The sequence below is a fragment of the Roseateles sp. genome (assembly GCF_049240545.1).
In the GTDB taxonomy this organism is placed as follows: Bacteria; Pseudomonadota; Gammaproteobacteria; order Burkholderiales; family Burkholderiaceae_C; genus Paucibacter_A.
The window spans coordinates 71,859-96,306 of record NZ_JBMLSK010000092.1 but is presented as its reverse complement, the minus strand read 5'-3'; the positions used below and the strand labels follow the sequence as shown (position 1 = coordinate 96,306).

Annotated in this window: 25 protein-coding genes; 18 read left to right on the top strand and 7 right to left on the bottom strand. The window is 59.2% G+C overall.

Features of this window, described 5'->3' with window-relative positions:
* From ACOVRJ_RS06475 to ACOVRJ_RS06455, 5 genes are all read right to left on the bottom strand, one after another.
* On the bottom strand, positions 1-125 hold a 125-nt coding region (locus ACOVRJ_RS06475; RefSeq protein ID WP_422043070.1), incomplete at its 3' end, for a GDP-mannose 4,6-dehydratase.
* A 40-nt stretch (positions 126-165) separates the two neighbouring features.
* A complete protein-coding gene (locus tag ACOVRJ_RS06470) occupies positions 166-1,089 on the bottom strand; it encodes a GDP-L-fucose synthase family protein (RefSeq protein WP_422043064.1) in 924 nt (307 codons plus the stop codon).
* A 5-nt stretch (positions 1,090-1,094) separates the two neighbouring features.
* Positions 1,095-1,421: a MarR family EPS-associated transcriptional regulator gene (locus ACOVRJ_RS06465; protein ID WP_422043063.1), complete on the bottom strand. Its 327-nt coding sequence runs from the start codon at positions 1,419-1,421 to the stop codon at positions 1,095-1,097.
* A 126-nt stretch (positions 1,422-1,547) separates the two neighbouring features.
* Positions 1,548-2,732, bottom strand: coding sequence for a Wzz/FepE/Etk N-terminal domain-containing protein (locus tag ACOVRJ_RS06460; RefSeq protein ID WP_422043062.1), 1,185 nt, complete (start codon positions 2,730-2,732; stop codon positions 1,548-1,550).
* 37 nt (positions 2,733-2,769) lie between these two features.
* Entirely contained in the window at positions 2,770-4,473 is a 1,704-nt protein-coding gene (locus tag ACOVRJ_RS06455) for an SLBB domain-containing protein (protein WP_422043061.1), read from the bottom strand.
* Positions 4,474-4,872: 399 nt separating this feature from the next.
* Here ACOVRJ_RS06455 and ACOVRJ_RS06450 point away from each other — a divergent pair, with 399 nt between their 5' ends.
* Both ACOVRJ_RS06450 and ACOVRJ_RS06445 read left to right on the top strand, forming a co-directional pair.
* Positions 4,873-6,021 (top strand): MraY family glycosyltransferase, encoded by a 1,149-nt coding sequence (locus ACOVRJ_RS06450; protein WP_422043060.1) that lies wholly within the window; start codon positions 4,873-4,875, stop codon positions 6,019-6,021.
* 27 nt (positions 6,022-6,048) lie between these two features.
* The gene (locus ACOVRJ_RS06445; protein WP_422043059.1) at positions 6,049-7,542 is read left to right on the top strand and encodes a DEAD/DEAH box helicase; all 1,494 of its coding nucleotides are present in this window, start codon (positions 6,049-6,051) and stop codon (positions 7,540-7,542) included.
* A gap of 33 nt (positions 7,543-7,575) precedes the next feature.
* On the opposite strand, the gene ACOVRJ_RS06440 is transcribed toward ACOVRJ_RS06445, so the two are convergent.
* Both ACOVRJ_RS06440 and ACOVRJ_RS06435 read right to left on the bottom strand, forming a co-directional pair.
* Positions 7,576-8,346 carry an SAM-dependent methyltransferase gene (locus ACOVRJ_RS06440; RefSeq protein WP_422043058.1) on the bottom strand — a complete coding sequence of 257 codons (771 nt, stop codon included), beginning with the start codon at positions 8,344-8,346 and terminating at the stop codon, positions 7,576-7,578.
* The gene (locus tag ACOVRJ_RS06435) at positions 8,343-8,966 is read right to left on the bottom strand and encodes a Maf family nucleotide pyrophosphatase (protein WP_422043057.1); all 624 of its coding nucleotides are present in this window, start codon (positions 8,964-8,966) and stop codon (positions 8,343-8,345) included. The genes ACOVRJ_RS06440 and ACOVRJ_RS06435 overlap by 4 nt, the downstream gene beginning before the upstream one ends.
* Positions 8,967-9,053: 87 nt before the next feature.
* On the opposite strand from ACOVRJ_RS06435, the gene ACOVRJ_RS06430 reads away from it, so the two are divergent.
* From ACOVRJ_RS06430 to recO, 16 genes are all read left to right on the top strand, one after another.
* A complete protein-coding gene (locus ACOVRJ_RS06430; RefSeq protein WP_422043056.1) occupies positions 9,054-9,626 on the top strand; it encodes a DUF177 domain-containing protein in 573 nt (190 codons plus the stop codon).
* A gap of 314 nt (positions 9,627-9,940) precedes the next feature.
* Entirely contained in the window at positions 9,941-10,126 is a 186-nt protein-coding gene (gene rpmF / locus ACOVRJ_RS06425; RefSeq protein WP_263537751.1) for a 50S ribosomal protein L32, read from the top strand.
* A gap of 267 nt (positions 10,127-10,393) precedes the next feature.
* Positions 10,394-11,491, top strand: a complete 1,098-nt coding sequence (plsX, locus tag ACOVRJ_RS06420) for a phosphate acyltransferase PlsX (protein WP_422043069.1) — start codon at positions 10,394-10,396, stop codon at positions 11,489-11,491.
* Between the two features lie 29 nt (positions 11,492-11,520).
* Positions 11,521-12,498: a beta-ketoacyl-ACP synthase III gene (locus ACOVRJ_RS06415; protein ID WP_422043068.1), complete on the top strand. Its 978-nt coding sequence runs from the start codon at positions 11,521-11,523 to the stop codon at positions 12,496-12,498.
* A 49-nt stretch (positions 12,499-12,547) separates the two neighbouring features.
* Positions 12,548-13,489, top strand: a complete 942-nt coding sequence (gene fabD / locus ACOVRJ_RS06410; protein WP_422043055.1) for an ACP S-malonyltransferase — start codon at positions 12,548-12,550, stop codon at positions 13,487-13,489.
* A gap of 16 nt (positions 13,490-13,505) precedes the next feature.
* Positions 13,506-14,255, top strand: a complete 750-nt coding sequence (gene fabG / locus ACOVRJ_RS06405) for a 3-oxoacyl-ACP reductase FabG (RefSeq protein ID WP_422043054.1) — start codon at positions 13,506-13,508, stop codon at positions 14,253-14,255.
* Positions 14,256-14,410: 155 nt separating this feature from the next.
* A complete protein-coding gene (acpP, locus tag ACOVRJ_RS06400) occupies positions 14,411-14,650 on the top strand; it encodes an acyl carrier protein (RefSeq protein WP_263537748.1) in 240 nt (79 codons plus the stop codon).
* A gap of 47 nt (positions 14,651-14,697) precedes the next feature.
* Positions 14,698-15,945, top strand: coding sequence for a beta-ketoacyl-ACP synthase II (gene fabF, locus ACOVRJ_RS06395; RefSeq protein ID WP_422043053.1), 1,248 nt, complete (start codon positions 14,698-14,700; stop codon positions 15,943-15,945).
* Between the two features lie 66 nt (positions 15,946-16,011).
* Positions 16,012-16,473, top strand: a complete 462-nt coding sequence (locus ACOVRJ_RS06390) for a hypothetical protein (RefSeq protein WP_422043052.1) — start codon at positions 16,012-16,014, stop codon at positions 16,471-16,473.
* Between the two features lie 164 nt (positions 16,474-16,637).
* Positions 16,638-18,107, top strand: coding sequence for a Do family serine endopeptidase (locus ACOVRJ_RS06385; protein ID WP_422043051.1), 1,470 nt, complete (start codon positions 16,638-16,640; stop codon positions 18,105-18,107).
* A 578-nt stretch (positions 18,108-18,685) separates the two neighbouring features.
* A complete protein-coding gene (gene lepA / locus ACOVRJ_RS06380) occupies positions 18,686-20,494 on the top strand; it encodes a translation elongation factor 4 (RefSeq protein ID WP_422043050.1) in 1,809 nt (602 codons plus the stop codon).
* Positions 20,495-20,525: 31 nt separating this feature from the next.
* Positions 20,526-21,500 carry a signal peptidase I gene (gene lepB / locus ACOVRJ_RS06375; protein ID WP_422043049.1) on the top strand — a complete coding sequence of 325 codons (975 nt, stop codon included), beginning with the start codon at positions 20,526-20,528 and terminating at the stop codon, positions 21,498-21,500.
* A gap of 53 nt (positions 21,501-21,553) precedes the next feature.
* Positions 21,554-21,958, top strand: a complete 405-nt coding sequence (locus ACOVRJ_RS06370; protein WP_422043048.1) for a DUF4845 domain-containing protein — start codon at positions 21,554-21,556, stop codon at positions 21,956-21,958.
* Positions 21,959-21,978: 20 nt separating this feature from the next.
* Positions 21,979-22,686: a ribonuclease III gene (rnc, locus tag ACOVRJ_RS06365; protein WP_422043047.1), complete on the top strand. Its 708-nt coding sequence runs from the start codon at positions 21,979-21,981 to the stop codon at positions 22,684-22,686.
* A gap of 27 nt (positions 22,687-22,713) precedes the next feature.
* Entirely contained in the window at positions 22,714-23,661 is a 948-nt protein-coding gene (gene era / locus ACOVRJ_RS06360) for a GTPase Era (RefSeq protein WP_422043046.1), read from the top strand.
* Positions 23,658-24,434, top strand: a complete 777-nt coding sequence (recO, locus tag ACOVRJ_RS06355; RefSeq protein ID WP_422043045.1) for a DNA repair protein RecO — start codon at positions 23,658-23,660, stop codon at positions 24,432-24,434. The genes era and recO overlap by 4 nt, the downstream gene beginning before the upstream one ends.
* Positions 24,435-24,448 lie beyond the last annotated feature (14 nt).

Here is a 24,448-nt window from a genome sequence, read left to right as displayed (position 1 = left end):
TTGAAGGACGAGGCCCGGCGCTTGATGCCGTGGACCTGATAGCCCTTGGAGAGCAGCAACTCGGCCAAGTAGGCACCGTCTTGCCCGGTAACGCCTGTGATCAATGCAACTTTTTGATGTGTCATATATTTTTATATCGGAATGCGGTTTTGAACTGGCTTCAATTCAACCAAAAGAGGCGGAGTCATAGGCGCGCTGAATGCCATCCTGCAATTCCGTTTTCGCGCTCCAGCCGAGCGAGGCGAGGCGGCTGACATCCAGTAACTTTCGCGGAGTTCCGTCGGGCTTACTGGTGTCAAAGCGCACCCGACCTTCAAATCCGACGACTTCCATGACGGATTGCGCTAGTTCCGCAATAGACACATCCTCGCCAGTCCCAATATTCACTAGTTCGCCCGCATAGCCTTGTTTCATTAGATGGATACAGGCATCTGCTAGGTCGTCGACATAGAGGAACTCACGGCGGGGGGTGCCAGTACCCCACACAACAAGGTCGGTATCACCGCGGAGTTTCGCTTCATGTGCCTTGCGGATTAGTGCAGGCAATACGTGGCTATTGCTGAGATCGTAGTTGTCGTTGGGACCATACAAATTGGTGGGCATGGCGCTGACGTACTGTCGACCGTATTGCCGGTTGTAGCTTTCAGCCAATTTGACACCAGCGATCTTTGCAATGGCATAGGGCTCATTGGTGAGCTCAAGTGGGCCAGTGAGCAGGTATTCTTCCTTGATTGGCTGAGGGCAATCTCTAGGATAGATGCAGCTTGAGCCCAGAAACATCAGGCGCTGGATGCCTGCTAAATGAGCGCCATGAATTAGATTGCACTCAATTTGCAGATTTTGGTAAAGGAAATCGGCCCGATAAACATTGTTTGCATGAATGCCGCCAACTTTTGCTGCTGCAATGAATATGTAATCGGGTTGCTCTGCTGCAAGGAACTCCTGGACCGCTGCTTGGTCAAGTAGGTCAAGATCTTGCCTTGCTCGCGTCACAATATGCTTAAACCCTTGGTTTTCAAGGCTTCGAACCAAGGCACTCCCCACCATTCCTCTATGGCCGGTGACGAAGATTTTTGCGTCCAGATTCATATTGACTATTGTTCTAAATCGATTTCAGTGCGAAGGCGGTCAATCTCTGCTTGCAGTTGCTCAAACTCACGCTCTTTGCGGTCCAAAAATGCTTTGGCAAGGGTGACTTTTGCGCTCACACCGCTAGGAGTCAGCAGATAGGCGTAAGCCCATTTGTTGTCGGCCCGCTTGAAGTTGTTGACCTTGACCCAGCCCTTTTCAACGACAGCGCGCAAGCAGAAATTGACCTTGCCGACGCTGATACCCATGCGTACGGCCAAGTCGCGCTGATTGGTGCTGTTGCGTTCCTCGATATTGCGAAGCAGTTCGTAGTCGAGGTCGTCGCCTAGCATGGGTGCCCTATGATCCTATCTGTTCATTGCGTGAACGGATGGCGACTCTAACATGCATTTGGACATTAGGGCTGCCTACGTTTGCTCTTTAGCCCTCGGTCCGCTGTGCCGCCGCACTTCGCTTGATCAGCGGCCAGTCCAGGCTTGTCCCAAGCGCGAGAACTTGTCGGCATTCTCAGGGCGGGCTTTGCTTTCTCTCCAGAAATGGCGAATTACTAGACCTATGGTAAGGATCAAGAACGCAGCGAATGTCGTGGCAATAGCCATGGAGGCACGCTTTGGTTTGCTCTTGTGCTCAGGTGGCGTCGCGACGTCAACGACCTGAATCAGTGCACCCTCACGACTTTCGTCCAAACGAGCCATTTCAAACTGTTTGGAAAACAACTCGAAAAGCGTTTCCTGGTATTTGTATTCGCGGTAGCGACCGATGTAGTCGGAATCGTTTTTGGTATCGCTTGTCGCGCCTTCCAGCTTGGATAGCTGGGCGCGAAGCGCACCCAGCAGTGTTGATTGCTGCTGGAGTTCTGGGGCGGTGTCGGCCAAGCTGCGGCGCATGGTTTGCAGCTTGATCTCAGCTGCTGTGGCCTGGGCCTTGAGAGTGGCATAGCCTTCGGCGGCTGCCTTAGGTTCAGCTTTCAATGCTCCGGGATTGAAGCCACTGCTTTGCAGGATCTGCTGTGCCTCAATCAGTTTGAGTTGGGTCCGCTTCACCTCGCCCTCAAAGAAGGCGCGGCGCTGTTGAGCCTCGGTCAAAGCAAGTTCCGAAGTCAGGCGTCGCAATTCGGTGACATGCATATTGGCCATATCGGCGGCCATTTGCGGGCTCTTGGCATCGACCTCGACCGTGATCAAGCCATCTTTCTTGCCGAAAGAAATCCGTACATTCTGCTCAAGCTGTTTGCGAGCTTGAAAACGGAACTCGGTTTCGTAAGTTTCAATGAGCTTGAAGTGGTCGATGATGCGATCCTCGACATTGTTACTTTGCATCAGGGCGACGTACTGGTCCCCCGGGCTTTTGATTCCCGCCATGCCGCCCGCCATGCCGGACAGGGCTCCCAGGGAGGCCAGGGCTGACGCGGCAGCGCTTTGCTGCTGTTGGGGTGGCAAGAATGTGGTCTTGGCGGTGAAAGTGGGCTCAATGAGGTAGCTGCCGCCGAGGGCCAGCGAGCCGGCCAAGATGGGCGCGATAACGAGGAAGCGCCAGCGCTCTGCCAGGATGGTTAGAAGTTCAACCAGATCGATGCCGTTGTCATCGTCTTGTGGGTCACGAAAGGCAAGATGGTCTTGCGATGTTGAATTGTTTTGGCTCACGCGCAGCGACTCCGCAGTTTCAGCTTGGTTGACGCAATCAGTTCTTGAGGGTCTTCAGCGCCGCAGCACCCAAGCCGAACTGATAAAGAATCTGCGTCCATTCCTTCGCTTCTTGCATGAAGGTGCTCTTGTTCATTTCCTCAGGCACGAAGACGGTATCGCCTGGCTGTGCGGTCAGGTTTTCTAAGGAATTACCAGACATGAACCAGCCGCTGGTCGACTGGCGAGCGCTCACGACGCTGCCGTTGGCGCGGACCACGAATGAACTGCCGGTATCGGCACCCTTGGTCGGGCCGCCGGCCAGCTTCATGAACTCACCGAGCGCTGCGCCTGTTTTGTAGAGGTAGCTGCCACTGTTGAACACGCTGCCGAAGACGCCGATGCTTTTCGGAACTGCGGGGACGTGAAGGCGGTCGCCGTCTTCGAGGCTCAGGTCGGGGAGGCTGCTGGCTTCGGGTTGAATCTCGAGCACGACGCGACCCGTGGGCTTGAGCGAGCGCAGGCGCTCCACCAAGCGTGTGCTGCTTTGTTCCTTGGCGACCTGCGTTGCGGCTTCATCGGCGCTGAGGGCTTTCTTGCCGGAACTGGCTCGCAGCAAATCAATCTCCATGGCGCGTAGGGCTCGCTCATAGTTCTCGGACTGCTTGATCCGCACGCTTTCGCGGCTGAAATCGGTGCCGTAGAGGTAGGCGCCGGGCGTCAGGCCTCCCGCTGCCTTGATGGCGTCGGCCAGGGTGCTGTTGGCTGGCAAGATGAATTCGCCAGGGCGGTGCACTTCGCCTTCGACCTTGATGCGCTTGCTTTGTTTGTGTTGCGGCAGGGCCGTCTCAACCGCGCTGAAGGCGCGCAGGATGTCGCCATCGCGAGGTTTGTTCTTCTCTTGCTGGGGCAAGGGGACTTCGATGACGCGGGCGTCATTGCGCGCGTCCAGGCGCTCCAGTGTGAAACGGCTGCGATCAGCCACGGCTGAGAAACCACCCGCCATGGCCAGCACGTCGGCCAACGTGTCTTGAGGCTTGAGCTCAAAAATCGCCGGTTTGTTGACGCTGCCGATCAGCGCCACTTGGGGTCCGACGGCGCCGATGTGAATCACATCATCGGCTTGCAAGGTGCGGTCGGCGGTCTTGTCGCCCTTGATCAGGAGTTCATAGAAATCAAAGGAGCTGATGACCTTGCCGGCGCGGCGCAGTTCGATGTGTCGGAAGCTGCCGGCGCCTGTTGGGCCGCCGGCTTTCATCAGGCCCGTTACCAGTGTCGAAAGGCTGCTCACCGTGTAGGCGCCCGGGCGCTGGGTGAAGCCCGTCACATAAATTCGGATGCTCCGCAGGCGCCCCAAGGAGGTCGAGATCTTGTAGTTACGAAAGACTTGGCTGACGCGCTGGTCGATGGCGGAATTCAGGTCTGCATAGCGCACACCCGCCAGCATCACGGGGCCGACGCGCGGGATGGTGATGCGGCCGCTGCGATCGACGGTGAGGCGCAGGTCGGCATCGACGGAGCCCCACAGGGTGACCAAGATTTCGTCGCCAACGTTGATGACATAGTCTTGTGGGATCTGGGTGCTGGATTCTTGCAGCAGCCCGCCGCGCGAGGCATCGCTCATCAATTCAGAGCCAAAGCGGCGAATCGGCTCGAGCTCTGCGGCTACGCGCCCAGGGTCATTGGCGCTCTCGGCCTCGCGCCGAGCAGCCTCCCGGTCTTTGCCGGCGAGTCGTTGCACATAGCGCTCGAATTCACTCATCGGGACGACTGCAGGAGCCAAAGGCGCGCGAGTCATCGGATCTTCAGCCGCTGTCTCCGAACTCACTCGGGCATTGGGTTGTAGGCGAATTGAGCCCCCAGCTTCAGCTTTGTTTTGCTCTTGGGCCTCAGCTGCCGAAGCGGTGAGGGTAGGGCTCGAAACAAGTAGCAAAAGCGCTTGCGCCATTGCGGTGAGTGCGGCCGTCTTGTTGGCGGTAGGGCGTTTTTGTTGTTTGCAGACCACTGACATTCCTCGGTCGTGTGTTCGTGATTCTTTCTGTGTACACGGGTGCGCGCCGTGGGTTTACCCGGGCACCGTGTGGATTGGGGCGGATTCTAGCGGTGCTTTGGTGGGGCTCCGGACCTGAGTTGAGCAAGAGGGCCTCGCTACACTCAGCGCATGCTGTATTTCATTACGTCTTTTTTGGTGGCCACTTTGGTCACCTTGTGGGTTGTGCATTCCGCCAGTCTCCACGGGCATTTGTCGGCGGACGGGGACCTGAGTGGTCCGCAGAAGTTTCATGCCAAGGCGGTTCCGCGGATTGGCGGCGTGGGCATGTTTGCAGGGCTGTTGGTGGTGGCGGGCCTGGTGTGGTGGCGCGGTTCAGATCATGCACATCTCGGTTTGATGCTTCTGCTTTGCGGCCTGCCTGCCTTTGCTGCAGGCTTGATCGAGGACTTCACCAAAAAGGTATCGCCGGGCAAGCGCTTGCTGGCGACCGCGGTTTCAGCAGTTTTGGCTTTTTGGTTGATTGACGCGCGGATCACCAATACCGACATCCCGGGCCTGGATTTTCTGGTGGCAACGACGGTCGGCGCTTTGCTGGCGACCGTGCTGGTGGTTGCTGGCGTGGCCAATGCGGTCAACATCATTGACGGTTTCAATGGTCTGTCTTCGATGTGTGTCTGCTTGATGCTGCTGGCTTTTGCCTATGTGGCGCATCAGGTGGGTGACGTTGAGTTGACCTTGTGGGCTCTGGCTGGCGTGGGTGCTGTGCTGGGCTTCTTCGTTTGGAACTTTCCGGCCGGCATGATCTTCCTGGGGGACGGCGGGGCCTACTTCTTGGGTTTCATGGTGGCCGAGATCGGCATTCTGTTGATTGCCCGCCACCCTGAGGTGTCGCCGCTGTTTGCGCTGATGGTGTGCAGCTACCCAGTGTTTGAGACGCTGTTCTCCATTTACCGCCGCCGCTTCATCCGCGCCACGCCACCGGGCCTGCCTGACGGCATCCATCTGCACTCTTTGATCTATCGTCGCCTGATGCGCTGGACCGTCGGTGCTCGCGACGCCCGTGCGATGACCCGCCGCAATTCGATGACGGCGCCTTATCTTTGGATGTTGTGTATCTTCTCTCTGGCGCCTGCAGTGCTTTTTTGGGACTCGACCCCGATGATGGCGCTGTGCATGGTGCTCTTTGGTCTGGTTTATGTGGGCTTGTACTGGCGCATCGTGCGCTTCCGTACCCCGCGGTGGATGCATGCCAAGCGCGAGTTGGTCAGCCGCGTCGCGGAGATCGACAAGGGCCAGGGTTCGGGTAATCCCAAGTAATCAGCGGGGATGACGGATAATCGGGGGATGACCGACATCCAAACCACGCCCGCCGCGCCTGAAGCAGCCCCTGCACGCTTTGACACACTGCCTCTTGACGCCAAGCTGTTGCGGGCGGTAGCCGACTCCGGCTACGCCACCATGACGCCGATTCAAGCCAAAGCGATTCCCATCGTTTTGGACGGGCGCGATGTGATGGGTGCAGCCCAGACCGGCACGGGCAAGACGGCCGCGTTTTCTATCCCTTTGCTGCAGCGCATGCTCAAGCATGAGAACGCCAGCGCCTCGCCGGCGCGCCATCCGGTGCGCGCCTTGGTGTTGGCGCCAACGCGTGAGTTGGCCGACCAAGTGGCCAACAATATCAAGGCCTATGCTAAGCACACCGATTTGCGGGTGACCGTGGTCTTTGGCGGCATCGACATGAAGCCGCAGACCTTGGTGCTCAAGGGGGGCGTTGAGGTCTTGATCGCCACGCCAGGGCGTTTGCTTGATCACATCGAGGCCAAGAATTGCGTCTTGAATCAGGTGGAGTATGTGGTGCTGGATGAGGCGGACCGCATGCTCGACATCGGCTTCTTGCCGGACCTGCAGCGCATCCTGAGCTTTCTGCCCAAGCAGCGACAGACCTTGTTGTTCTCGGCCACGTTCTCGCCGGAGATCAAGCGCCTGGCTCAGAGTTATCTGCAAGACCCGCTCTTGGTTGAAGTGGCCCGCCCGAATGCGACAGCCACCAATGTGCAGCAGTTGTTCTACAGCGTGACCGACGATGACAAGCGCGCGGTGGTAACTCAGATCCTGCGTCAGCGGGCCATCACGCAAGCCATCGTGTTTGTCAATTCCAAACTCGGCGCTGCGCGTCTGGCTCGATCCTTTGAACGTGATGGCTTGCGTACAGCCGCATTGCACGGCGACAAGTCGCAGGACGAACGCCTGAAGTCACTGGACGCCTTCAAGCGCGGCGAGGTCGACCTCTTGGTGGCGACCGATGTTGCTGCGCGAGGCTTGGACATTGCCGATTTGCCGGCGGTCTTCAATTTTGATGTGCCTTTCAATGCGGAAGACTATGTCCACCGCATCGGCCGCACCGGCCGTGCTGGCGCCTCCGGCGTGGCGGTCACGCTGGTGACCAAGTCGGATGCGCGCCTGATTGCGGATCTTGAAAAGCTCACCAAGCGGACCATCGAATTGGACGCCTTCGAACTGGAAGACACGCGGCGCGCACGGCCCGAGCGCGCGCCACGCCGCGAGTGGAATGATCGTGCGGACCGAGTCGAGTCCGGCGCATCTTCCCGGCCTGACGCCGCATCGGCCCCGCGTTCAAGCTACCGGGCGCCGGCGCGCGATGCTTTTTTCGACAAGCCTTATGAGGCCAGTGCCAGTGCTGAATTGCCGGCTTGGGAAAAGAGCGCTGCTGGCAGTGCAAGTGCTGCACCGCGCGGCCTCTCCAGCAATATCAAGCCGAAACGCAAGGTCGCGGCTTTGTTTGGCGCCAAGGTCCCTGCGTCGACCTTGGATTCCTGAGTCCACCCCGGGAGGGGTGGGCTTGACTGGAAATCAGGCCAAGAAAACGAATACCGCCGGCACCTTGTCCGGCATGGATTCACCGGAGCTACGCCATTGTTCGACACTGGCGCTTCGGGTCCAGCCTTGCTCCAGGCTCAGTCCGCAACTGATGGACAGGCGGGTGTTGGGCTTTAGGCTGCTCAGCAGTGCATGCAGCAGGGCCGAGTTGCGATAAGGCGTTTCAATGACCAACTGCGTTTGTTGCTGACGCGCCGACAAGGACTCCAGCTCTCGAATGCGGGCCGTTCGTGCTGCCGCGTCTACCGGCAGATAACCAACAAAGGCAAAGCTCTGGCCGTTCAAGCCGCTTGCTGAAAGCGCCATCAACAGCGCGCTGGGTCCGCTCAGCGGGATGACCTCGATATCTGCATCATGGGCCGCGGCCACCAGCAGCGCGCCGGGGTCGGCCACCGCGGGCAGGCCGGCCTCGGAGATCAGGCCGATGTCATGCCCTGCGAGTGCAGGCTCGAGCAGCTTTTGCCAAGCTTGATTTTGCGCGGCGGCTTCAAGGCTTGCGCGGCCCTTGGGTGGTCGGGGTAGCTCGTTGATTTGCAAGCTTTGCAGAGCTTGGCTCAAGGGGGTGATGGCGTCGACTCGCTTCAAGAAGGCGCGCGTCGTCTTGGCGTTCTCTGCGGCCCAGAAATTCAGGCGTGCTGCCGTTTGAATCACGTGCAGCGGCAGCACCTGTTGCAGATCCACGGCGGCACCTTCAATACCGAAGTCCAGGCTGTTGGGAATCAGGTAGAGGCGACCCTTCTTCATTGGGTGACTCCAGTTTTGCCGTGCAGCAGCGGGTCGAGTCCGGCTTGTCGTAGCATTTCACAGGTACGAATCAAGGGCAGGCCGATCAGGGCGGTCGGGTCGTCGGACTCGATGGCGGCGAGCAAGCTGATGCCCAGCCCCTCGGACTTGGCGCTGCCGGCGCAGTCATAAGGCTGTTCGGCCTGGAGATAACTTTCTATTTCTGCGGCGGACAGCGTTCTGAAGCGGGTTCGAACCACGGTCGTGTCCACGGCAGTGAAACCACTTTCGGCGCAAACCACAGCCAGGGCCGTATGGAAGATCACGGTCTGGCCGCTCATCGCTTGCAGTTGCTCGACGGCGCGTTCATGGGTGCCGGGTTTGCCGAGAGCCGTGCCGTTCAAGTCGGCGACTTGGTCCGATCCGATGATGATGGCTTTGGGGTGTTGCTGGGCAATGGCATTGGCCTTGGCCAGGGCCAGACGCTGGGCGAGGTCGGCGGGCGCTTCTTGCGGCAGAGCGCTCTCATCGACGTTCGGGGCACAAACCTCGAAAGGCAGGCGCAGGCGCTCCAGCAGTTCGCGTCGGTAGCGTGAGGTCGAACCCAGGATCAGTGGGCGGGGGATTAGGGTGTTTTGCATCGCCGGATTTTCGCATCGCCGCGGCATCTGTCTTTTGCGTTGACACTTGGCGGCGTGGCATTTGATTGCGCCCCTACACTTGAGGCTATGAAAGAGCATCAATATTTCCCTGGCAAGCTGGATGTCGCGGCCTTTGCACGCGATGGCGCTGAATTGAGTGGAGAGCTGGCGGCGGCCTCGCTCCTGCGTCTTGCGGATGCGGCGGCCCCTGAGGCGCCGGCCAGCGCCTGGCCTGCTGTGACTTGGCGCGTGACGGGCGAGCGACGCGAAGAGCGTGGTGCAGAGGCCCAGACCTGGCTGCATCTTGAGGCTTCCGCCCTGGTTCGCTTGACCTGTCAGCGTTGTTTGCAGCCGGTCGAAGAGGCGATTGAGCTGTCGCACTGGTTTCGCTTTGTCAAAGATGAAGCCGAAGCGCTCAGTGTTGATGCCGAAAGTGAAGAAGACTTGTTGGTCTTGACGCGCAGCCTGGATGTCATCGAGTTGCTCGAAGATGAATTGCTGCTGTCTTTGCCACTGGTGCCGCGACATGAAACTTGCCCGCAGCCGCTGGTTGCGCCGGTTGATCCCGCTTTGCAAGAGATGGAGAGGGCGGAGGAGCAGCGCCCCCATCCCTTTGCGGCGCTTGCGGCTTTGAAGAAGCAGCAGGGCCCGAAGCAATAGGCATTCGAAGCTGCGGTTTGGGAAACTTGCGCATGCGTGCTACAATCACGGGCTTTCCCCGGTTCGAGAATCAAAGTGGCATGTCGCAAGACTGGGAATGGGCCTTGAAGCAGTGCTTGAGAAAGCGAGCTTGAAGGACACTCAGAGAAGTAGGCAGCTGGCGCATGGTGCGCATGAAGCTCGTGACGCTTGAATCAATAGCAATCGCGGCGCCCGGGGTGTAAGGGCCGCAAGCGCAGCAAGTATTCGCAACTCGATTTCGAGTCAGTACCTGCGGCAAAGCCCCTCAATCACCGGAGCCTTAGGAGAATTTCATGGCCGTTCAGCAAAACAAAAAGTCCCCCTCCAAGCGTGGCATGCACCGTTCGCACAATGCCCTGGTTACACCGGGCACCGCAATCGAACCCACCACAGGTGAAGTGCATCTGCGTCACCACATCAGCCCCACTGGCTTCTACCGCGGCCGCAAGGTCCTGAAGACCAAGGCTGACGCCTCCTGATAGATTGCAGGCTACTGCGCAGCTCCTGAGTTGCGCGCTGCTTTGATCTGCCATGGCTCACAAACTCCCGGCCTGTGCCTTGTTGCAGTGCCGGGTTTTTGTGTTTGAGTGTCACGTTTTGCGCTCGTGTTTGATCGACGGTCTTGATTGGCAGGCCTTGCCAGTGAGTCAGGGTCCTGTCGATCCCCTATTTGGTTTGCATTGATGTCAATTCCTGTGAACGGCACGCTTGCCTCGGCTGATGCTGTCGACCTGGCGCCACTGAATGTGGTGCGTTTGGCGATTGACTGCATGGGCGGAGACCACGGACCTTCCGTGACCTTGCCCGCTGCGCGAGCCTTTTTGGAGCGTCACCCGCAAGCCGAGCTGTTGTTGGTCGGGCTGCCGGATGCTTTGGTGGAAGCCGCTGCTTGGCCGCGCTGCCGCATCGTGCCGGCCAGCGAAGTGGTCCTGATGGACGATCCGGTGGAGGTGGCCCTGCGTCGCAAGAAGGATTCTTCGATGCGCGTGGCCATCAGTCAGCTGAAGTCGGTGGACGGCGCAGCGCCTGCCGCAGATGCATGCGTCTCTGCGGGCAACACGGGTGCCTTGATGGCCGTGTCACGCTATTTGCTCAAGACCTTGGATGGCATTGATCGCCCCGCGATTGCCTCTGTGATGCCGAATCAAAAGGGTGGCTTCACCACGATGTTGGACCTGGGTGCCAATGTCGATTGCACGGCCGAGCATTTGCTGCAGTTTGCGTTGATGGGCAGTGCCTTGGTGTCAGCGGTGGATGGCGAGCCCGAGCCTCGCGTTGGCTTGCTCAATATTGGCGAAGAAGTCATCAAGGGCAGCGAAACCATCAAACGCGCCGGCGAGTTGTTGCGTCAGGCGGGAGCCTCCGGTCAATTGAACTTCCACGGCAATGTGGAAGGCAATGATATTTTCAAGGGCACCGTGGACCTGGTGGTCTGCGATGGCTTTGTGGGCAACGTCGCTTTGAAGACCGCCGAAGGTCTGGCGACCATGATCATCACCATCATCCGCGAAGAGTTTGGTCGCAATTGGCTGACGAAGGCTGCGGCTTTGATGGCGATGCCAGTTTTGAAGCGTTTCAAGGGCCGTGTCGACCATCGGCGCTTCAACGGTGCGGCCTTATTGGGTTTGCGTGGTTTGGTCTTCAAGAGCCACGGCTCGGCCGATCAAGTGGCTTTCGAGACCGCTTTGAACCGGGCGTATGATGCCGCCCGCAACCGGTTGCTAGACCGGGTTCATGATCGAATCATTGCCACCTTGCAGTCCAAGTCTTTGTCCGATGCATCGGCCGAGCTTGAGCAAGTGGGCTCAGGAGATAAAGCGACCCCGGTCGTTCACGCTGCATGACATCAAGCTCCCAGACAGAGCGCGCCGCGCTGCCTCGCTACTCGCGCATCCTCGGCACTGGTAGTTTCCTTCCTCCCAAGCGACTCAGCAATGCTGAGTTGGCGGCGCAACTGGCCGTGGATGGCATCGAAACCTCCGACGAGTGGATTGTTGAACGCACAGGCATTCGCGCGCGCCATTTCGCAGATGCGGGAGTGAGCTCCAGCGATCTGGCTTTGCCTGCCGCTCAAGCGGCCCTGCAAGCCGCGGGCGTGTCTGCTGAAGAGATTGACCTGATCATCGTGGCGACCTCGACGCCCGATATGGTGTTTCCGTCCACCGCATGCTTGCTTCAGCAAAAGCTGGGTGTGCACGGTGGAGCCGCGTTCGACGTGCAGGCTGTTTGCTCGGGTTTTGTGTACGCCCTGACGGTGGCGGATTCGATGATCCGTACCGGCGCCGCCAGCAAAGCCTTGGTCGTTGGTGCCGAAGTGTTCTCGCGCATTTTGGACTTCAAAGATCGCACCACCTGCGTTTTGTTTGGTGACGGTGCCGGCGCGGTTGTCCTGGGCGCCTGCGACAAGCCTGGCATTTTGGCTACCGAGTTGCATGCCGATGGGCGCCACTCGGGCATTTTGTGCGTGCCGGGTACGGTGTCTGGAGGCAAGGTCTTGGGTGACCCCTTGCTGAAGATGGATGGTCAAGCGGTCTTCAAGATGGCCGTCAGTGTGCTGGAGAAAGTGGCGCGCTCGGTCTTGGAGAAGGCGGGCCGTCAGGAGTCGGACATTGATTGGCTGATTCCTCATCAAGCCAATATCCGCATCATGCACAGCACGGCCAAGAAGATGAAGCTGCCGATGGAGCGACTGATCGTCACTGTCGACGAGCATGGCAACACTTCGGCGGCATCGATTCCCTTGGCGTTGGATACCGCCGTTCGCGCGGGCAAGGTCAAGGCGGGCGACACGGTCATGCTGGAAGGCGTGGGCGGTGGCTTCACCTGGGGCGCGGTGTTGCTGGACTTCTGAAACAAAGGGGTTGGCGTCCGCCTGGCCCCTTGGGATGAGAACTGAATCAATGAGTGCGAAATTTGCTTTTGTGTTTCCCGGCCAAGGCTCGCAAGCCGTCGGTATGTTGGATGCCTGGGGTGATCATCCCGAGGTCTTGCGCACGCTGGACGAGGCCTCGGCGGCCTTGGGTGAGGACATTGCGACCCTCATCAAGGCAGGCCCCAAGGAACAATTGGACCTGACCACCAATACCCAGCCGGTCATGCTGACGGCGGGCATTGCCTGCTACCGGGCTTGGATTGCTGAGACCGGTCTGGTTCCGGCGGCCGCGGCCGGCCATTCCTTGGGCGAATACAGCGCTCTGGTGGCGGCGGGCGCCTTGACCCTTGCTCAGGCCTTGCCTTTGGTGCGCTTCCGTGCTCAGGCGATGCAACAAGCCGTGCCCGTTGGCGTTGGCGCCATGGCGGCGATTCTGGGCTTGGAGGCTCAAGCGGTACGCGATACCTGTGTGACCGCTGCCGCCGCCAGTGGCGAAGCGGTTGAGGCGGTCAATTTCAATGACCCCAAGCAAACCGTCATTGCGGGTAGCAAGGCCGGGGTCGACAAGGCTTGCGAGTTGCTGAAGGCAGCCGGCGCCAAGCGCGCCCTGTTGCTGCCGGTGTCGGCGCCTTTCCATTCCAGCTTGATGAAGCCGGCCGCCGAGGCCTTGCGAGTCAAGCTCAACGAAACCGCCTTTGGACCTTTGAGCTTCCCGGTGATCAACAACATCGATGTGGCCGAGGTGAACACAGCCGAGGCCCTGCGCGACGCGCTGTACCGCCAAGCCTTTGGCCCCGTGCGTTGGGTCGAGGTCATTCAAGCCCTGAAGGCGCGTGGCATCACGCACATCATTGAATGCGGCCCGGGTAAGGTGCTGGCTGGTATGTCCAAGCGCATCGATCCCGAAATCATCGGCACGACGGTGCTGGACCCGACGAGCCTGGCGGAAGCCCGCGCCTTGTTGGCTTGAGAAAGAAACGAAGCATATGAGCACGGAAACTACTTCTTCTGGGCAGGTGGCCCTTGTGACCGGCGCCAGCCGCGGTATTGGGCGTTCGATCGCTCTGACCTTGGCTGAGCAAGGTTTTGTGGTGGTGGGGACCGCCACCAGTGAGGCCGGTGCTGCTGCTATCAGCGAGGCTTTGGCACCGCTGGGTGGCAAGGGCATGGTCTTGGACGTGAACGATGCTGCTGCAGTGGAAGCGGCGGTTGAGTCGGTTTCCAAGGCGCTCGGCGGCCTGCATGTCTTGGTGAATAACGCCGGAATTACGCGGGACACCTTGGCCATGCGTATGAAGGACGAAGACTGGGATGCGGTGCTGGACACCAATCTCAAGGCTGTCTTCCGTATGTGCCGTGCCGTCATGCGCGGCATGATGAAGCAGCGCTATGGTCGCATCATCAACATCACCTCGGTGGTCGGTGCTTCCGGTAATCCAGGGCAGGCCAATTACGCCGCAGCCAAAGCCGGTGTGGCGGGCATGACCCGCGCCCTGGCGCGCGAGTTGGGCAGCCGAGGCATAACGGTCAATTGCGTGGCACCTGGTTTCATTGCGACCGACATGACTGAAGTGCTGCCAGAGGCTCAAAAAGCGGCCCTGTTGGCGCAAATCCCTGTTGGCCGCCTGGGCGAGCCTCGGGAAATTGCCGATGCCGTCGCCTTCTTGGCGTCACCGAAGGCCGCCTACATTAGCGGTACCGAGTTGCATGTCAACGGCGGCATGTACATGAACTGATTTGATTTGTGATGAGGGCAATCTGCTCTCATCCACCGGATTTGCCCGGCCGGTGAAGGTTCCATAGAGTGACTAATTCAGCCTCAATTTAGGCAAGACACTCTAGAGGCCTTAGAATCCCGGGCTGTTCCTAGCAAACCCCTCCTGGAGGAGTCATGAGCGATATCGAAGCACGTGTCAAGAAAATCATCGCCGAGCAACTCGGCGTGCCTGAAGCTGATGTGACCAATGAAAAGGCCTTCGTGGCTGATCTGGGCGCAGATTCCCTCGACACCGTGGAATTGGTGATGGCACTCGAAGACGAGTTCGGCATCGAAATCCCCGATGAAGAAGCCGAAAAGATCACCAGCGTTCAGCTGGCGATCGACTACGCCGTCAAGCACCAAAAGGCCTGAGTCAGCCTCTCGGCTGTCAGGTAATCCCTAACTGAACCCCTAATCGCATGAGCCGTCGTCGCGTCGTCATTACCGGACTAGGTCTAATCAGCCCTGTGGGCAACACAGTGGCCGAGGCCTGGAGCAATATCCTGGCCGGTCAGTCCGGTATTGACCGCATCACTCGCTTTGATGCCTCCGCCTTCAGCTGCCAGATCGCAGGTGAGGTCAAAGGCTTCAATGTCACGGACTACATTCCTGCCAAGGAAGCGCGGTCCATGGACACCTTCATCCATTACGGCATGGCGGCGTCTATTCAAGCAGTGCAAGACGCCGGTTTGCCGACCGGGGATCAGTTGTCGGAAGAAGAAGCTGAGCGCATTGGCGTGCTCGTGGGCTCGGGCATCGGCGGCTTGCCAATGATCGAAGAGACTCACGGCGAGCTTTTGGCGCGCGGCCCACGCCGTGTGTCGCCGTTCTTTGTGCCTGCGTCCATCATCAACATGATCTCGGGTCATGTGTCCATCAAGTACGGCTTTCAAGGCCCGAATTTGGCGGTGGTGACGGCGTGCACAACCGGATTGCACGCGATCGGTCTTGCTGGCCGCTTGATTGCGGACGGCGATGCCGATGTGATGATTGCTGGCGGCGCGGAAGCGACCGTCTCGCCCTTGGGCGTTGGAGGTTTTGCCTCGGCGCGCGCGCTGTCGACGCGCAACGACGATCCCAAGACCGCATCCCGACCCTGGGACAAAGACCGTGATGGCTTTGTACTGGGTGAGGGCGGTGGTGTGTTGGTGCTGGAAGAGTACGAGCATGCCAAGAAGCGCGGTGCCAAGATTTACGCCGAGCTGGCTGGCTTTGGCATGGGTGCCGATGCGTACCATATGACCGCCCCCAGCGTGGACGGCCCCAAGCGTTCGATGCGAGCCGCGCTGCGCAGCGCCGGACTCAATCCGGATCAGATCCAATACATGAACGCCCACGGCACCTCAACGCCGCTGGGTGATTTGAATGAAACCAATGCCATCAAGCTGGCATTCGGTGATGACGTGGCCAAGAAGCTGGTCATCAGCTCGACCAAGTCGATGACCGGGCATTTGCTCGGTGGCGCCGGTGGTATCGAGTCGGTGTTCACGGTGCTGGCCGTGCACAACCAGGTGGCTCCGCCGACCATCAATATCTTCAATCAAGACCCGGAGTGCAATCTTGACTACTGCGCCAATCAGGCGCGCGAGATGAAGATCGACTATGCCGCCAAAAACAATTTTGGTTTTGGCGGTACCAACGGGACCCTGATCTTCAAGAAGATCTAAGCTGCGGAACTGGCGCTTTAACGCCGGTTCTTGCCTCTCAGCGATGGGTCTGTAGCGGAGGCCAAGATGCGCCCGTCTCGACGAAGCGCTCCCGCTTTCCAGATCGAGACTCTGCCGCAGCCGCGACTCCAAGTGTGGGTGGCGCTGACTGCGGCGCTGTCCGCCTTTTCCGCGCTGATGGCGCTGTCTGCCCATCTGAATTGGGGACTTTACGGCGCCTTGATCTGGGCCTTGGTCCCGATTGCCACGGCACTGGGGTGGCGCAGTGCACGTATCGAAAGCCGTCGCTTGCGTTGGGATGGGCAGCAGTGGTGGCTGACATTTCGGGGTCGGGATTCCGAGGAAGTGCCCGTGCGCCTCGAGGTCTTGTTTGATTTCGGCGCTTGGCTTTTGCTGCGTGCGACATTGCGCGCTGATGAACGACGCTCAAGACCGGTTTATCTAGCGTTTTCCCGACGCGGTCAGGCGCATTGGGCGGCCCTGCGAGCCTGTGTCTATTTGGCTAAGCAAGAAGAGCCGGAGTCATGACTTTCAGCCTGCGCGCAGGCTGATGCCAGGATGCCCAGCGAGAACTGTGCGTCGGCCTTGCCTTGAATTGCCGGATCTCGCCCTCAAGTCGGCAGATCCTTGCAATCGACGCGTGATCGATGCGTACTCGCCAATCCTTTTTTGTGAGCACTCTGAGTCAAGCCATGTCAACAAAGTCTGTTTCCTTGCCTGTCGTCTCGCGAATGAGCCGCGCTCTTCTCTCGGCTGCCGTGCTGTCGGTCAGCCTGACCTTGCTCCCTGGTGTTGGGCATGTGCAAGCCCGGGAGTTACCTGACTTCACCGAGTTGGTCGAGCGTGTCGGCCCTGCTGTGGTCAACATTCGTACGTCGGAGCGTATGCGCAGCGGAACCGGCGCTTCGCCTGAGGTCGATGAGCAGATGCAAGAGTTCCTGCGCCGCTTTGGCATCCCCGTGCCCAATCAGCGTCGCGGTGGTCCGCGTGGGGGTGATGAGGAGCAGCCCCAGCGCCGAGGCGTCGGCTCTGGCTTCATCCTGAGCGCCGATGGCTACGTCATGACCAACGCCCATGTGGTGCTCGGAGCCGATGATGTCTGGGTCACGCTGACGGACAAGCGTGAGTTCAAGGCTAAGTTGATCGGCGCAGATCGCCGTACCGATGTGGCGGTGTTGAAGATCGAGGCCAGTGCATTGCCGGCGGTCAAGATCGGTGAGGTCAGTCGCCTGAAAGTCGGCGAATGGGTCATGGCGATCGGTTCGCCTTTCGGGTTTGACAGCACCGTGACGGCGGGTATCGTCAGCGCCAAGGCCCGCGACACCGGCGACTTCCTGCCTTTTATTCAAACCGATGTGGCCATCAACCCCGGCAACTCGGGCGGCCCTTTGTTGAATATGCGCGGCGAAGTGGTGGGGATCAATTCTCAGATCTACAGCCAGTCGGGTGGCTTCATGGGGATCTCATTTGCGATTCCCATTGACGAGGCCATTCGTGTCTCCGATCAGTTGCGCGGCAGTGGTCGAGTGGTTCGGGGCTTCATTGGCGTGGCCCCCGATGATCTCAGCAAAGAAGTCGCCGAGGCGATTGGCCTGGGCAAGCCGACGGGCGCTTTGATTCGTAGCGTGACGGCCGGTGGTGCGGCCGACAAGGCGGGCATCGAAGGCGGCGACGTGGTCACCAAGTTCGACGGCAAGGTGATTGAAAAAGCCAGCGATTTGCGTCGCGTGGTGGCGGGATTGAAACCCGGCAGCAAGGCGGTGGTGCAGGTGTTCCGCCGTGGGGCTTACAAGGATCTCAGTATTTCGGTTGCCGAGATGCCTGACGATGGATCTTCGCGTCGAGCCGCCAATGAGTCGGAAGGCAAGTCGGCCAGCAGTGCTGCTGCGGCATTGGGCCTTCAGGTCTCGGAGATTCCTGAGGCTCAGAAGCGCGAACTCAAGCTGCGCGCAGGCGTTCGGGTTGATGCGAGTTCAGGCGCTGCGGCACGCGCTGGCCTTCGCGAAGGAGATTTGATCTTGGCGGTGGACAACAACGACGTCGCCAACGTCAAGCAATTCCAGGCCTTGATCAGCAAGGCCGAGAAAGCCAAGACCATCAACTTGATGGTGCGCCGTGATGATGTGGTGAGCTTTGTGCTCTTGAAGCCAGCTGCCAAGTAAGTTCAGATGCGCCGCAGCAATGCGGCGACAGACCCCCTGGTTTGGCTGAGTGCACCAGGGGGTCTTTTCACATCGTGAATGGTTTTGGGTGAATTTGGGCGTCTTGTGCCGGCTCTGAACTTTGGTCTTGGGCTAGCCCTGGACCGGCTCCCCGGCATTTCTGTGGACAAACGCCGGCCCCGCCAGGGAATTGATGGCTTCGTCAGATAGAATCCGGGCCCAGGATCCGGGTTTTGTAGCATCTGGACGCTGCAAAGCGCGGGCAATTTACAACAGCCTTTTTCATCCACAAGTTGTTCAATCAAATTTGTGGATAAGTTGTGTGTAACTTTGATGTTGGCGGGCCGCAACGCCAGGGGTTCCAGTCCTCGCGCGGTTTTCAGTTCCGGCCTTTTGGCTACAATGAACGCCCAACATGCAGTTGCCATACGTTTTGTTGGAAGGCGCGTCACCGTTTCGACGTGCCTTTTTTTTAGCTTCAGCACGGCGCTTTGCGCCTTCACATCGCTCCGCGATTTGAGCTTGCGCTGCAAGGGCTGCGCCCTTGTGTCTACCGGCACAGCGCATTTAAGAACAGCATGAACCACATTCGCAATTTCTCCATCATCGCCCACATCGACCACGGCAAGAGCACGCTGGCGGATCGCATCATTCAACGCTGTGGCGGCCTGTCCGATCGCGAGATGGAAGCGCAGGTGCTGGACTCGATGGACATCGAGCGCGAGCGTGGCATCACCATCAAGGCGCAGACCGCAGCGCTGCAGTACAAGGCCAAAGACGGCAAGGTCTACAACCTGAACCTGATCGACACACCGGGCCACGTGGACTTCTCTTATGAAGTCAGTCGCTCTTTGTCGGCTTGTGAAGGCGCTTTGTTGGTGGTCGATGCCAGCCAAGGCGTTGAAGCGCAAACCGTGGCCAATTGCTACACCGCGCTCGACCTCGGCGTTGAGGTGGTGCCGGTGTTGAACAAGATGGATTTGCCAAATGCAGATCCAGAGAACGCCAAGGAAGAGATCGAAGACGTCATCGGCATCGATGCGACCGATGCGATTCCTTGCAGCGCCAAGACCGGCATGGGCATCGATGAAATCATCGAAGCCGTGATCGCCCGCATGCCGCCACCCAAGGGCCTGGTCGACGCGCCGCTGCGCGCCATGATCATCGACTCCTGGTACGACGCTTATGTGGGCGTGGTGATGCTGGTGCGCGTGGTCGACGGCACGCTGAAGAAGGGCGACCGCATCCGCATGATGGCCTCCAACGCCGTCTACCCGGCCGACAACCTGGGTGTGTTCTCGCCCAAGTCGGAAAGCCGTGATCAGCTCAACGCGGGTGAGGTGGGCTTCATCATCGCCGGCATCAAGGAGCTGCAAGCGGCCAAGGTGGGTGACACCATCACGGTCGACAAAAAGCTGCCCAACAATCTCGGCCCGGCCGAAGCGGCCTTGCCAGGCTTCAAGGAAATTCAGCCGCAAGTGTTTGCTGGTCTGTATCCGACCGAAGCCAGCGAGTACGACCAGCTGCGCGACGCGCTGGAAAAGCTCAAGCTGAATGACTCCTCGCTTCGCTATGAGCCCGAAGTCTCGCAAGCGCTGGGCTTTGGCTTCCGCTGCGGCTTCTTGGGCCTCTTGCACATGGAAATCGTGCAAGAGCGTTTGGAGCGTGAGTTCGACCAAGACCTGATCACCACGGCGCCCAGCGTGGTGTATGAAGTGGTGTTGGCTAGCGGCGAAGTGATTGAGGTCGAGAACCCATCCAAGATGCCGGAAATGGGTCAGATCCAGGAGATCCGCGAGCCCATCGTGACCGTGCATCTCTACATGCCGCAAGACTACGTCGGCCCGGTGATGACCCTGGCCAATCAGAAGCGCGGCAATCAGATGAATATGGCCTATCACGGCCGTCAGGTCATGCTGACCTACGAGATGCCGCTGGCCGAAATCGTGCTGGACTTCTTTGACAAGCTCAAGAGCGTGTCGCGCGGCTACGCCTCCATGGACTATGAGTTCAAGGAGTACCGCGCTTCCGACGTGGTCAAGGTGGACATCTTGATCAACGGCGACCGCGTCGACGCGCTGTCCATCATCGTGCACCGTGTGCAGAGTCAGTTCCGTGGCCGTGGTGTAGCCGCCAAGATGCGTGAGCACATCCCGCGCCAGATGTATGACGTGGTGATTCAGGCGGCGATCGGCTCCAACATCATTGCGCGCGAGAACATCAAGGCGATGCGCAAGAACGTGCTGGCAAAATGTTATGGCGGTGACGTCTCGCGCAAGCGCAAGCTGCTCGAGAAGCAAAAGGCCGGTAAGAAGCGCATGAAGCAAATCGGCTCGGTCGAGGTGCCTCAGGAAGCCTTCCTCGCTATTTTGCAAGTTGAAGACTGAAATCCCTTTTCAAAACAAGATCGATCGATTGATGAGTGCTCTGACCGGAATTCTTTACGCCATCCTCGTCGCCTTTTTGGGGGGCTGGTACACCGGCTACTGGAGCGGCAATTTCTCTCTTCTGCTCTTCATTCTGACTGTGGTGACGCTGGCCTATTGGCTGGCCGAGCGTTTCCACTTCCAGCCAAAGCGTGAGCAAGCGGCAGCCTTGCTGCTGGAGAACGATGCGAAGCGCCGTCAAACCTTGGCCGAGCAGGGCATTGCACGCGTTGATGGTGACGTTGAAACTGCGCGTCAGCAAATCCTGCAGCAGCCTTGGTGGCTGGACTGGACGGCCGGTTTGTTCCCGGTCATCTTGGCGGTGTTCTTGCTGCGCTCATTTTTGTTTGAGCCCTTCAAGATTCCTTCGGGTTCCATGGTGCCGACCTTGCTGGTGGGCGACCTGATTCTGGTCAACAAGTTTCATTACGGCGTGCGTCTGCCGGTGATCAACAAGAAGATCCTCAGCAATAACGAGGTCAAGCGCGGTGATGTGATGGTGTTCCGCTGGCCCGAAGACACCAGCATCGACTTCATCAAGCGTGTGGTCGGTTTGCCAGGCGATGAGGTCAAGTATCTAAATCAACGCCTCTACATCAACGGCGAACTCGTCCCGGTTCAAGCGCAGGGCGATTTCTACGACGAAAGCTCAATGGCCTATCGGCCGCGTTTCACCGAGAAATTGGGTGAGAAGGAGCATCAACTGCTGGTTGATCCGCAGCGCTCGCCTTTGTTTCACCCGAATCGAAAGGGCGGCCCTTTCCCCTTCCAGGATAACTGCAAGTACAGCCCTGAAGGCGTCACTTGCAAGGTGCCCGCAGGACACTACTACCTGATTGGTGATAACCGGGACAACTCGGGTGACTCGCGTTTCTGGGGTTTTGTGCCGGATGAGAACATCGTCGGCAAGGCCTTTTTTGTTTGGATGAATTTCGGTAACCTCAAGCGCATTGGCGCCTTCAATTGAGGCCTGTCGCTAGCCCTTTGGGCTTTCCGTATCAGAGCAAGGGAATTTGAACTATGGGTTTGAGCAAGCTTGTTGGAACGGGTTCGCGCGCCGTGTTGGGCGCAGGCGGGCGGCGCCACCAGCGAGGCGTGAGCCTGATCGGCCTTTTGTTCTGGGGTGTGGTGGTGGCCTTTGGCGGTGTGGTGGCGGCGCGTGTGCTGCCCACCGTGATGGAGTACTACACCATCCAGCGGGTGGTCGATCGCATTGCTGCATCCAACCCGAGCACCGTGCCTGCGGTCCGAGCTGACTTTGATCGAGCCCAGCAGGTCGAGTATTCAGTGACCAGCATCTCCTCCAAGGATCTTGTGATCACCAAGGAGAACGACAAGCTACGCATCAGCTTTGCCTATGACAAGCAGGTGGAGTTGGGAGGCCCCGTGTTCCTCTTGATCAAGTACGCTGGTCAGTCCCGCTGAGTGATTGAGTCTTGCATCGCATGAGTCCGCAACTCGCAGCCCTTCAACGCCGACTGGGTCACCAGTTCAAACAGCCGGAGCTGTTGACTCGCGCCTTGACGCATCGCAGTTTTGGCGCTGATCACAATGAGCGCCTTGAGTTTTTGGGCGATGCGGTCCTGAGCCTTGCGGTGTCGAGCTTGCTCTACGAACGTTTTGCTGGGTCCGATGAAGGTGATTTGACCCGAATCCGTGCCCATTTGGTGCGTGAAGACAGCCTGCATCGCTTGGCCCTTTCGCTGGAGTTGCCGCTGGTCTTGCGCATGAGTGATGGGGAAGCCAAAGGCGGGGGCGCGCAGCGCCCCTCGATCTTGGCTGATGCTACCGAGGCTTTGATTGGTGCGACGTTTGTCGATGGCGGCTACCCCGCCGCGCTGGCGGTGGTGCGCAATTTGCTGGCCGAAGTGATCAGCAGCGCTTCGAGCACCGACAACTGGGCCAAGGATGCCAAAACCGCTTTGCAAGAGTGGTTGCAAGCGCGCAAACTCAGCGTGCCGGCCTACCGCATTACCGAGACCCGAGGGCAAGCGCATGCTCAGACCTTCGAGGTGGAATGCGCCGTGGCTTCGCTTCGCGTGGCCACACGCGGCGAAGGCCGGTCGCGCCGAGTTGCCGAACAAGATGCCGCCCGTCGATTGCTCGACGAATTGATTGCCCGTGACAAGCCAGGTGCTGGCTTGCGCGACTGAAGGAGCCGGCCGTGCGCCGCCCAGACCATGACTGAAAACACAAAGCCGGTAGACGCAGATTCGACGGACGGCAGGACCGGCACCCAAGAGGCATTGCCGCAACGCTGCGGTTTGATTGCCATCGTCGGCCGCCCCAATGTCGGCAAGTCGACGCTGCTGAACGCCTTGGTCGGCCAAAAGGTCAGCATCACCTCGGACAAGGCGCAGACCACTCGCCACCGCATCACCGGCGTTCGCACGGTGGAAGAAGCTCAGTTTGTCTTTGTCGACACGCCGGGCTTCCAGATGAAGCATAACGCGGCACTCAACCGCACCTTGAATCGCACCGTGCACAGCGTGCTGGGCGATGTGGACCTGGTGCTATACGTGTTGGAGGCCGGGCGCTTCGGCTTGGACGACGCCAAGGTTTTGTCCCTGCTGCCGGAAGATAAGCCAGTGGTGATGATCGCCAACAAACTGGATGCGGTGCAACGCCGAGCCGAGTTGGCACCCTGGCTGAAAAGCATGCAAGAGCGTCGCAACTTCAGCGAGTTCGTGCCACTCTCTGCCAAGAAGGAAGCCGACGTTGCGCGCCTGTTCAAGATCCTCAAGCCCTATCTGCCCGAGCAAGGCTGGTTCTATGAGGAAGACGCGCTGACGGATCGTTCCGAAAAATTCCTCGCCAGCGAGATCATTCGCGAGAAGCTGTTCCGATTGACCGGCGATGAGTTGCCCTATACCTCGACCGTCATCATCGACAAGTGGGAAGACGAGGGCGAGTTGCGTCGCATCTCGGCCTCCATCGTCGTGGAACGTGATGCCCACAAAGGCATGATCATCGGCCAGGGCGGTGAGCGCTTGAAGCGCATCGGCTCCGAAGCTCGCCAAGAGCTGGAGCACCTGATGCAGGGCCGTGTGTTCCTGGAGTTATGGGTCAAGGTCCGCTCCGGTTGGGCCGACACCGAAGAGCATTTGCGGACCTACGGTTACGAGTGAAATCACGCTCGCCCAGCGTTCAGCAGGCCTTTGTCCTGCATCACTATGACTGGAGCGAGTCCAGTCTTATTTTGGACCTGTTCACCCGTGAACAGGGGCGCTTGGCCGTGGTCGCTAAGGGGGCCAAGCGGCCTTACTCGCAGCTGCGTGCGGTCTTGCTGCCGTTTCAGCGCATTCAGGTGAGCTTGAGCAAGCCTTCCAAATCGGCGCCTGAAGAGGGGGCCGCCGAGGTGGTGGGGCTGCGCGGTGCCGAGTGGGTGGGTGGCAGCACCTTGCCCGCAGGTGCCGCTTTGTTTTCGGGTTATTACCTGAATGAGTTGCTGCTGAAGCTCTTGGCCCGACAAGACCCGCACCCGCACTTGTTTGAGGCCTATGCCGACACCTTGCCGCATCTGCATGCCAATGAGGATGCGCAGTCGCAAGCGGCTCTGCGGGCGTTTGAGCTTCGCCTGCTGCGAGAGTTGGGTTTGTTGCCTGACCTGAGCCTCTCGACCGTGACGCAAGCGCCGCTGCATCCAGAGCGCCGCTTTTGTCTGAACGCCGAGGCCGGAGTTGTGGCCTCGGGTGCTGACGCGGCCAGTTTCAGCGGCCATGAATTGGTGCACTTGCAGGCCGCACTTTTGCACGGCAGCATGGCCGCGCTGCGCCAAGCTTGTACGGGCTTCCTGCCTGCCTTGCGCAGCAGCTTGCGCGGTCTGCTTCACTATCATCTGGGTCAGCGGCCGCTGCGTACCCGGCAGGTGATGCTGGACCTGCAAAAGCTGAGCGATTGATGATCCCATGTGTG

Excerpts from the sequence above, each read along its gene's own strand:
- ACOVRJ_RS06450 (WP_422043060.1), top strand. The coding sequence starts at position 4,873 with ATGCTGTATTTCATTACGTCTTTTTTGGTGGCCACTTTGGTCACCTTG.
- era (WP_422043046.1), top strand. The coding sequence starts at position 22,714 with ATGACTGAAAACACAAAGCCGGTAGACGCAGATTCGACGGACGGCAGG.
- fabF (WP_422043053.1), top strand. The coding sequence starts at position 14,698 with ATGAGCCGTCGTCGCGTCGTCATTACCGGACTAGGTCTAATCAGCCCT.
- ACOVRJ_RS06465 (WP_422043063.1), bottom strand. The coding sequence starts at position 1,421 with ATGCTAGGCGACGACCTCGACTACGAACTGCTTCGCAATATCGAGGAA.
- ACOVRJ_RS06385 (WP_422043051.1), top strand. The coding sequence starts at position 16,638 with ATGTCAACAAAGTCTGTTTCCTTGCCTGTCGTCTCGCGAATGAGCCGC.
- lepB (WP_422043049.1), top strand. The coding sequence starts at position 20,526 with ATGAGTGCTCTGACCGGAATTCTTTACGCCATCCTCGTCGCCTTTTTG.
- lepA (WP_422043050.1), top strand. The coding sequence starts at position 18,686 with ATGAACCACATTCGCAATTTCTCCATCATCGCCCACATCGACCACGGC.
- fabD (WP_422043055.1), top strand. The coding sequence starts at position 12,548 with ATGAGTGCGAAATTTGCTTTTGTGTTTCCCGGCCAAGGCTCGCAAGCC.
- ACOVRJ_RS06470 (WP_422043064.1), bottom strand. The coding sequence starts at position 1,089 with ATGAATCTGGACGCAAAAATCTTCGTCACCGGCCATAGAGGAATGGTG.
- rpmF (WP_263537751.1), top strand. The coding sequence starts at position 9,941 with ATGGCCGTTCAGCAAAACAAAAAGTCCCCCTCCAAGCGTGGCATGCAC.
- ACOVRJ_RS06430 (WP_422043056.1), top strand. The coding sequence starts at position 9,054 with ATGAAAGAGCATCAATATTTCCCTGGCAAGCTGGATGTCGCGGCCTTT.
- ACOVRJ_RS06390 (WP_422043052.1), top strand. The coding sequence starts at position 16,012 with ATGCGCCCGTCTCGACGAAGCGCTCCCGCTTTCCAGATCGAGACTCTG.
- ACOVRJ_RS06455 (WP_422043061.1), bottom strand. The coding sequence starts at position 4,473 with ATGAGTGAATTCGAGCGCTATGTGCAACGACTCGCCGGCAAAGACCGG.
- rnc (WP_422043047.1), top strand. The coding sequence starts at position 21,979 with ATGAGTCCGCAACTCGCAGCCCTTCAACGCCGACTGGGTCACCAGTTC.
- ACOVRJ_RS06440 (WP_422043058.1), bottom strand. The coding sequence starts at position 8,346 with ATGAAGAAGGGTCGCCTCTACCTGATTCCCAACAGCCTGGACTTCGGT.
- ACOVRJ_RS06445 (WP_422043059.1), top strand. The coding sequence starts at position 6,049 with ATGACCGACATCCAAACCACGCCCGCCGCGCCTGAAGCAGCCCCTGCA.
- ACOVRJ_RS06370 (WP_422043048.1), top strand. The coding sequence starts at position 21,554 with ATGGGTTTGAGCAAGCTTGTTGGAACGGGTTCGCGCGCCGTGTTGGGC.
- fabG (WP_422043054.1), top strand. The coding sequence starts at position 13,506 with ATGAGCACGGAAACTACTTCTTCTGGGCAGGTGGCCCTTGTGACCGGC.
- ACOVRJ_RS06435 (WP_422043057.1), bottom strand. The coding sequence starts at position 8,966 with ATGCAAAACACCCTAATCCCCCGCCCACTGATCCTGGGTTCGACCTCA.
- acpP (WP_263537748.1), top strand. The coding sequence starts at position 14,411 with ATGAGCGATATCGAAGCACGTGTCAAGAAAATCATCGCCGAGCAACTC.